The organism is Azospirillum sp. TSO35-2, from assembly GCF_003116095.1.
GTDB lineage: Bacteria > Pseudomonadota > Alphaproteobacteria > Azospirillales > Azospirillaceae > Azospirillum.
In genome coordinates this window covers 419,860-427,781 of sequence record NZ_LGRA01000008.1, presented here as the reverse complement: position 1 = coordinate 427,781, position 7,922 = coordinate 419,860, and the positions used below count along the sequence as shown (strand labels likewise).

General features: G+C 70.4%; 7 protein-coding genes. 5 read left to right on the top strand and 2 right to left on the bottom strand.

Going from position 1 to position 7,922, the window contains the following annotated elements; all coding sequences use genetic code 11:
• Nucleotides 1-117 precede the first annotated feature (117 nt).
• Both zwf and edd read right to left on the bottom strand, forming a co-directional pair.
• Entirely contained in the window at nt 118-1,638 is a 1,521-nt protein-coding gene (gene zwf / locus TSO352_RS03400) for a glucose-6-phosphate dehydrogenase (RefSeq protein WP_109105958.1), read from the bottom strand.
• 133 nt (nt 1,639-1,771) lie between these two features.
• Nucleotides 1,772-3,613 carry a phosphogluconate dehydratase gene (edd, locus tag TSO352_RS03395; protein ID WP_109105957.1) on the bottom strand — a complete coding sequence of 614 codons (1,842 nt, stop codon included), beginning with the start codon at nt 3,611-3,613 and terminating at the stop codon, nt 1,772-1,774.
• A 213-nt stretch (nt 3,614-3,826) separates the two neighbouring features.
• On the opposite strand from edd, the gene TSO352_RS03390 reads away from it, so the two are divergent.
• The 5 genes from TSO352_RS03390 (at nt 3,827) to TSO352_RS03370 (ending at nt 7,913) form a co-directional block, all read left to right on the top strand.
• The gene (locus tag TSO352_RS03390) at nt 3,827-4,765 is read left to right on the top strand and encodes an SIS domain-containing protein (RefSeq protein WP_109105956.1); all 939 of its coding nucleotides are present in this window, start codon (nt 3,827-3,829) and stop codon (nt 4,763-4,765) included.
• A 232-nt stretch (nt 4,766-4,997) separates the two neighbouring features.
• Nucleotides 4,998-5,471, top strand: coding sequence for a cytochrome c-550 PedF (gene pedF / locus TSO352_RS03385; protein ID WP_199231472.1), 474 nt, complete (start codon nt 4,998-5,000; stop codon nt 5,469-5,471).
• A gap of 52 nt (nt 5,472-5,523) precedes the next feature.
• Nucleotides 5,524-5,997, top strand: coding sequence for a cache domain-containing protein (locus TSO352_RS03380; protein ID WP_109105955.1), 474 nt, complete (start codon nt 5,524-5,526; stop codon nt 5,995-5,997).
• A 143-nt stretch (nt 5,998-6,140) separates the two neighbouring features.
• Complete coding sequence (locus TSO352_RS03375) at nt 6,141-7,154, top strand: ABC transporter substrate-binding protein (RefSeq protein WP_109105954.1); 1,014 nt, start codon at nt 6,141-6,143, stop codon at nt 7,152-7,154.
• 3 nt (nt 7,155-7,157) lie between these two features.
• Nucleotides 7,158-7,913: an ABC transporter permease gene (locus tag TSO352_RS03370; protein ID WP_199231471.1), complete on the top strand. Its 756-nt coding sequence runs from the start codon at nt 7,158-7,160 to the stop codon at nt 7,911-7,913.
• The last annotated feature ends 9 nt before the right edge of the window (nt 7,914-7,922 follow it).

The following is a 7,922-nucleotide window of genomic DNA, read 5'->3' as shown; positions in this document are numbered from 1 at the left end:
GCCGGTTCGGCGGCGCCGGCGTCGTTCGCGTCGGGAGGCGCTTTATAGGCGGCCTCCCCCAAACCGCGCAAGACCTTTTTTCACCCCGTGTGAACTTTTTTCGCAGGAGGGCCCCGATCAGAAGGCCGCTGCCGGGATTTCGTCGTCGTGCCAGGTGCGGCCGTCGCGTTCGATCAGGGCGATGGACTGCGACGGGCCCCAGGTGCCGGCGATGTAGGGCTTCGGCTGCTCGTGGCGGGCCTTCCAGCCGTCGAGGATCGGCTCGGCCCACTGCCACGCCGTCTCGACCTCGTCACGGCGCATGAACAGGGTGGAGTTGCCGCGCACCACGTCCATCAGCAGCCGCTCGTAGGCGTCGGGGAAGCGGCCACCGAAGGTTTCGGCGAAGCTGAGGTTCAGCGCCGCCGGCCGCAGGCGCATGCCGCCCGGTCCCGGCTCCTTCGTCATCAGGTGCAGGCGGATGCTCTCGTCCGGCTGGAGCCGCACGATCAGGCGGTTGGCCTGCAGCTCGCCGGCGCCCTGCGGGAAGATCGAGTGGCGGATCGGCCGGAACTGGATGACGATCTCCGACATCTTGGCCGGCAGGCGCTTGCCGCTGCGCAGGTAGAAGGGCACGCCGGCCCAGCGCCAGTTGTCGATCTCCAGCTTCAGCGCGACGAAGGTTTCGGTGCCGCTGCCGGGCGGAATGCCGGGTTCGTCGAGATAGCCGGGAACCGCGCCACCGGCCACCGCACCGGCGCGGTACTGGCCGCGCACCGTGCAGCCGCCGACCTCGTCGGCGCCGATCGCCTTCAGCGAGCGCAGGACCTTCAGCTTTTCGTCGCGCACCGATTCCTGCGCCAGCGAGATCGGGCACTCCATGCCGACGAGGCAGACGAGCTGCAGCAGGTGGTTCTGCACCATGTCGCGCAACGCGCCGGAATGGTCGTAGTAATCGCCGCGCCCTTCGACGCCGACCGTCTCGGCGACGGTGATCTGCACATGGTCGATGTGGTTGGCGTTCCACAACGGCTCGAACAGCGAGTTGCCGAAGCGCAGCGCCAGCAGGTTCTGCACCGTCTCCTTACCGAGGTAATGGTCGATGCGGTAGATCTGCGGCTCGGCGAAGACGGCGCCGACCCGTTCGTTGATGTCCTGCGCGGACGCCAGGTCGCGGCCGATCGGCTTTTCCAGCACGACGCGGGCGTCCGGCGTCACCAGACCGAAGGCGCGCAGCTGGTCGCAGATCGGGCCGAACAGGCTGGGCGAGGTGGCGAGATAGAAGATCCGCACCGCCTCGTCGCGCGTGACCGGGCAGTGGTTCAGCCGTTCGGCGAAGTCGGACCAGCCGTCGTCGGTCGTGGCGTTGACCGGGACGTAGTCGAGACGCTCCAGGAACCGGGCGGTCACCGCCGGGTCGCGCTCGTCGGCGGGGACGTGCTGCAGGATCGCGTCGGCCGCCTTGGCGCGGTAGTCGGACGGGTCGAGCGGGCTGCGCGAGACGCCGATGATGCGGCTGCCCTCGGCCACCTGCCCCGCCTTGTCGCGCAGGTACAGCGCCGGCAGCAGTTTGCGCAGGGCGAGGTCACCGGTGCCGCCGAACACCGTGTAGTCGAACGGAGGCAGGGCTGCTGCCACGGCGGAGCGGGGGTGCGTCATCGGTCCTCTCAACGTCGCTGGCACGGAGCGGATGCGGCCCGTGCGTCATGGTGCCACAGGGATGGGCTTGGTCACAACCGGAGCGGCGGCGCTGTGACGCCGCCCCGGCGGTTGGATCGCGGTCGGATGGGCGTCAGGCGCCCGGGTAGCGGATGACGGACGCGCCGCTTTCGGCCCCGCTGACGTTGTCGCGGAACAGGGAGAACATCTCGCGGCCGCAGCCGTGGGCGGAATCCTCGCTGGGCGGCGGCGGGGCGCCGCGGCTCTCCCACTCGGCGGCGTCGACCAGGGCGTCGAGCGCCCCGGTTTCGGCGTCCAGCCGCAGCATGTCGCCGTCGCGCACCCGGCCGAGCGGGCCGCCGTACTTGACCTCCGGCGTGACGTGGATCGCGGCGGGCACCTTGCCGGAGGCGCCGGACATGCGGCCGTCGGTCACCAGCGCGACCTTGAAGCCCTTGTCCTGCAACACGCCGAGCGGCGGGGTGAGCTTGTGCAGCTCCGGCATGCCGTTGGCGCCGGGCCCCTGGTAGCGGACGACGACGATGACGTCGCGGTCGAGTTCACCGGCGCGGAAGGCGGCCTGCACCGCCTCCTGGTTGTCGAAGACGCGGGCCGGCGCCTCGACCACGCGGTGCTCCGGCTTGACCGCCGAGACCTTGATGACGCCGCGGCCGAGGTTGCCGGACAGCACGCGCAGGCCGCCTTCGGCCGCGAAGGGCGCCGCGGTGGTGGCGACCACGGTCGGGTCGCCGCTCTTGTCGGACGGCGAGCGGACCCAGGTCAGGGCGCCGCCGGCGTCCAGGTCCGGCATCGAGCGGTAGGGCTCCAGCCCGCCCTCGCCCCAGACGGTGGCGATGTCGGCGTGCACCAGCCCGGCGTCGAGCAGTTGCCCGATGATGAAGGGCATGCCGCCGGCCTGCTGGAAGCGGTTCACGTCGGCGCTGCCGTTCGGGTAGACGCGGGCCAGCAGCGGCACCACCGTCGACAGCTCGGAGAAGTCCTCCCAGCTCAGCGCGATGCCGGCGGCGGCGGCGATGGCCGGGATGTGCAGGGTGTGGTTGGTCGAACCGCCGGTGGCGAGCAGGCCGACGATGCCGTTGACCAGCGCGCGCTCGTCGACGATGCGGCCGATCGGCGTGCCGCCGCCGGGGGCGGTCATCGCCACCACGCGCTTGGCGGCGGCGTCGGTCAACGCCTCGCGCAGGGGGGTGTTGGGGTTGACGAAGCTGGCGCCCGGCAGGTGCAGGCCCATGATCTCCATCAGCATCTGGTTGGTGTTGGCGGTGCCGTAGAAGGTGCAGGTGCCGGGGGCGTGATAGGACTTGGACTCGGCGTCCAGCAGCTCCTCGCGCCCGACCTTGCCCTGGGCGTAGAGCTGGCGGGCCTTGGCCTTGTCGGCGTTGGACAGGCCGGTCGGCATCGGGCCGCCGGGCACGAAGATCGTCGGCAGGTGGCCGAAGGACAGCGCGCCGATCATCAGGCCGGGGACGATCTTGTCGCAGATGCCCAGGCACAGCACGCCGTCGAAGGTCGCGTGCGACAGAGCCACGCCGGTGGCCAGCGCGATGACGTCGCGGCTGAACAGCGACAGCTCCATCCCCTCGTAACCCTGGGTCACGCCGTCGCACATCGCCGGCACGCCGCCGGCCACCTGGGCGACGCCGCCGACCGCGCGCACCGATTCGCGGATCAGCGCCGGGTAGCGTTCGTAGGGCTGATGCGCCGACAGCATGTCGTTGTAGGCGGTGACGATGCCGATCGACGGCTGGGTTTCACCGCGCAGCGCCGCCTTGTCGTTCGCCCCGCAGGCGGCGAAGGCGTGGGCCAGGTTGGCGCAGCCGAGACGCTGGCGCCGCGGCTTTCCACCGGCGTCCTCCAGCCGCGCCAGATAGGCGGCGCGGCGGTCGCGGCTGCGCTCCGCGATGCGCTCGGTCACGCGGGCGACGACGGAATTCAGGGTGGCGGGCTTGCTCATGATCGCATCTCGACCGTTTGTGGGAGGCGATGATTTCCAGAACGGACCATACGCCAGGGGCAGCGGACTGTGAAGAAAATTTTTTTCATATATTGGGCCGGAAAGCGAGACTTCTCGCCAGCCAGGGCAATTTTCTTCATAATGTGCGGCGGGCGGGCCATCGGCGCGCCTCATGCCTGATCCAAATCCCGGCCTGGGAAGCAAGTTTACGCGATGACACCTGCGGTCAACACCCCTTCGGTCGACATTCTCGATGACATCCGGCGGCTGCGGAGCGAGCTGAAGCGGTCGGAGGCGCAGATCGCCGATCTGGTGCTGGCCGATCCACGGCGGGTGCTGAACCTGAACGTCACCTCGCTCGCCCAGGCGGCGGCGGTCAGCGAGGCGACGGTGGTCCGCTTCTGCCGCAGCGTCGGCTGCGCCGGCTTCCCCGATTTCAAGCTGCGGCTGGCCGAATGCCAGGCGCGGGACCAACTGCGCGATCAGGTGCGCGGCGGCACCCCCTATGTCAGCCAGGATGTGGCGGCGGACGACAGCGTCGGCACGCTGGCGCGAAAAATTTTTTCATCGAGCGCCGCCGCCCTGACCGCCGCCTCCGCCACGCTGGACGAGGCGGCGCTGGACCGGGCCATCGCCCTGCTGGCGGCGGCGCCGCGGGTGCTGTGCGTCGGCACCGGCGGGTCGAGCGCGCTGGCCCAGGACGCGGCGCACAAGCTGCTGCGCTTCGGCGCCGACGCGCAACCCTGCGCCGACCCGGTGCTGGCGCGCATGCTGCTGGTCAATCTGGGGGTGGGCGACGTGCTGCTGGCGCTGTCCAACACCGGGCGCAGCGGGACGATCAACGAACTGGCCGCCGCGGCCCGGGCGCAGGGCACCGCGGTGGTGGCGATCACCGCGCCGCATTCGCCGCTCGCCGCGATGGCCAGCGTCACCATCGCCAGCCAGCCGGTGGAGGACACCGAGATGTACACGCCGATGGCGTCGCGGCTGGTCCATCTGACGCTGATCGACGTGCTGTCGACCGGGGTGGCGCTGCGGCTGGGCGATCCGGCGGTGCGGCACCTCGCCCGCGTCAAGGGGGCGATCAACGCCGGGCGGCTGCCGCCGCTGCCCAAGCCTTCATTGACCAAGCCGCCGCTGCCCAAGCCTTGACGGCGTTGCCGCAACCGTCATCCGACCATCGACCGAGACGTCGGTGGCCCGGCCAGGCTTGGCGCCGGACCGCCGTCCCGTCTTGTACGATGGTCGAATTATTACGACCGCGAACGATTGCTATCCTCACCCGCAATCCGGCCCACCCATTGATCCGGTCGGGCATCATCGCCCCGCCGGCCACGGCCGCAAAGAACGCCGCCAAGAACGATGCAGGATGAGGACAGCCCCGATGACGCACCGCTCCCCGACCGCGCAGCCCACCGCCCACCGTCGCCCGGCCCGTCGCGCCGCCGCCCCGGCCGGGCTGCTGGCCGGGCTGCTGGTGCTGATGGCGACCGGCGGCGTCCTGGCCCATGGCGACGTCGTGCCGCAGCCAGTCGACACCGCCGGGCTGGAGAAGCTGGGCGACACGTGGCGCGACAGCAACCCCTACCGCGGCAACCCGCGCGCCATCGAGATCGGCGCCTCGGCCTTCAATCAGAACTGCGCCCGTTGCCACGGGCTGGGTGCGGTATCCGGCGGCATTGCCCCGGACCTGCGTTACCTGGAAAAAGGCGATGCCGGCGACGAGTGGTTCAAGGAGCGCGTCACCAATGGTTCGATCCGCAACGGCGTGACCTACATGCCGCGGTTCGGCGAGGCCCTGGGCCAGGAAGCGCTGTGGTCGATCCGCTCGTGGCTGGAAACCGTGCATGAGGAGTGACGCCGCGCGTCATCGGCATCCCGTCCTCTCTCCTTCGAACAAGGTGCTCGCCATGATTCGCAAAGCCGTTGTCCTGACCGCCCTGTCCGCCGCCCTGCTGTCGGTCCCCGCCTTCGCCCCCGCCGCCTTCGCCGCCGACCACGCCACCCCCGACCAGGCCAAGGCGCTGGTCGCCGACGCTGTCGCCTACCTGAAGGCCAAGGGGCCGGAGGAAGCCGCCAAGGCGTTCCAGGACCCCAAGGGCAGCTTCCGCCGCGGCGAGCTGTATGTGTTCGTCTTCGACGCCAACGGCCGCTACGTCGCCTCCGGCGCCAACCCGCGCCTTGCCGGCTCCGACGCCGCCAACCTGAAGGACGCGGAAGGCAAGCCGATTGTCCAGGCGATGATCACCGAGACCAAGGACAAGCCGACCGCCGTCATCGACTATGTCTGGCTGAACCGCCAGTCCAACAAGGTCGAACACAAGCACAGCTACGTCACCCGCGACGGCAACTTCATCGTCGGGGCCGGCACCTACGACGACTGAGCGTCGGGCGGCCCGTGGTGGGGCAGGGGGGTGGCGCAAGCCGACGCCTCCCCACCATAATCTTTCCTCTCATCCCATCGTTGAATATACGAACCATCCTCTCTGCGGATAACCTGACGTCGACAGACCGTGGAGGGGAGGGTATGGCGACAGGCTGCACAAGACGGACGACGCTGCTGGCCGCCGGTGCGCTGCTCGCCGCGGCCATGGCCGATCCGGTCCGCGCCGCCGCACTTCCCGCCGCCGCACTCCCCGTTGTTCGCGCCGGTGTGCTGAAGTTCGGCACGGTCAGCTGGGAACTCGACACCGTCCGCGCCAACCGCTTCGACGAGGCCGCCGGCATCGACCTGCAGCTGGTCGAACTGGCGGGCAACCCGGCCACCCAGGTGGCGTTGCAGGCCGGCGGCGTCGACGTCATCGTGTCGGACTGGCTGTGGGTGTCGCGGATGCGGTCGACCGGGCAGGCGCTCTCCTTCATCCCCTATTCGACCGCAGTCGGCGCGCTGGTGGTGCCGGCCGGATCGCCGATCACCGGCATCGGCGACCTGAAGGGCAAGCGGATCGGCGTTGCCGGCAGTCCGCTCGACAAGAGCTGGCTGCTGTTGAAGGCGCTGGCCGGCGACCGGCACGGGCTGGCGCTCGATCGGGGCGACGCGCAGCCCTTCTTTGCCGCACCGCCGCTGCTGAACCGCAAGCTGGCCGACGGTGAGATGGACGCCGTGCTGACCTACTGGCCCTTCGCCGCGCGGCTGGAGGCGCAGGGCATGCGCGTGCTGATGACCGTCTCCGACATGCTGACGGCGTTGGGCCAGCCGGCGGACGTGCCGTCGATCGGCTATGTCTTCCGCGAGGAGTGGGCCAGGGCCAACCCGGCGGCGCTCGCCGGCTTCCAGGCGGCGACCGCCCGGGCCAAGACGCTGCTGGCCGAATCCGACGCCGCGTGGCAGCGCCTCGCCCCGCTGATGCAGGCGGAGGACGACGCCACCTTCCGCACCCTGCGCGACCGCTACCGCGAGGGCATCCCCCGCCGCTGGGGCCCGGCGGAGCGCGATGGGGCGGCAAAGCTCTACACGCTGCTCGCCAAACTGGGCGGGCGCGAACTGGTCGGGGACGCACCGACCATCGCCCCCGGCACCTTCTGGACCGGCGGGGCATAGCCGATGCGCCGCGTCCTGCTGCCGATCCTGTCGGTCCTGCTGCTGCTGGCGCTGTGGCAGGGGGCGGCGTGGATGGTCGGCGGACGGCTGCTCCCCGGGCCGCTGGCGGTGGCCGACGCGCTGGTCCGCGAGGCGGAGCGCGGCGCCCTGTTCCATCACATGGGCATCACGCTGCTGCGCGTGCTCGCCGCCTTCGCCCTGGCGATGTCGATCGGGGTCGGGCTCGGCGTGCCGATGGGGCGGTCGGCGACGCTCGACCGGCTGTTCGGCCCCTGGCTGGTGTTCTTCCTGAACCTCCCGGCGCTGGTGGTGATCGTGCTGGCCTATGTCTGGTTCGGCCTGACCGAGGCGGCGGCCATCGGCGCCGTCGCCGTCAACAAGATCCCCAACACCGTCGTCCTCGTCCGCGCCGGCGCCCGGTCGATCGACGAGGGGCTGGTCGAGATGGCCCGCGTCTACCGGCTGACGCCGGCCGAACGGCTGCGCCATGTGCTGCTGCCGCAACTCACCCCCACCATTGCCGCCGCCGCGCGGTCCGGCCTGGCGCTGATCTGGAAGATCGTGCTGGTGGTCGAACTGCTCGGCCGCAGCGACGGTGTCGGATTCCAGATCAACCTCCTTTTTCAGATGTTCGATGTCGCAGGAATCCTGGCTTACACCGTCGCGTTCGTGGCCGTGGTCCAGCTTTTGGAATACGGCATCCTCCAGCCGGTCGAACGGCACTGCCTGCGCTGGCGGCGGTTGCCCGCTGACGCTTGAGATTCGCTC

Coding starts and splice junctions, on each gene's coding strand:
- TSO352_RS03370 (WP_199231471.1), top strand. CDS start 7,158: ATGCGCCGCGTCCTGCTGCCGATCCTGTCGGTCCTGCTGCTGCTGGCG.
- pedF (WP_199231472.1), top strand. CDS start 4,998: ATGACGCACCGCTCCCCGACCGCGCAGCCCACCGCCCACCGTCGCCCG.
- TSO352_RS03380 (WP_109105955.1), top strand. CDS start 5,524: ATGATTCGCAAAGCCGTTGTCCTGACCGCCCTGTCCGCCGCCCTGCTG.
- edd (WP_109105957.1), bottom strand. CDS start 3,613: ATGAGCAAGCCCGCCACCCTGAATTCCGTCGTCGCCCGCGTGACCGAG.
- zwf (WP_109105958.1), bottom strand. CDS start 1,638: ATGACGCACCCCCGCTCCGCCGTGGCAGCAGCCCTGCCTCCGTTCGAC.
- TSO352_RS03375 (WP_109105954.1), top strand. CDS start 6,141: ATGGCGACAGGCTGCACAAGACGGACGACGCTGCTGGCCGCCGGTGCG.
- TSO352_RS03390 (WP_109105956.1), top strand. CDS start 3,827: ATGACACCTGCGGTCAACACCCCTTCGGTCGACATTCTCGATGACATC.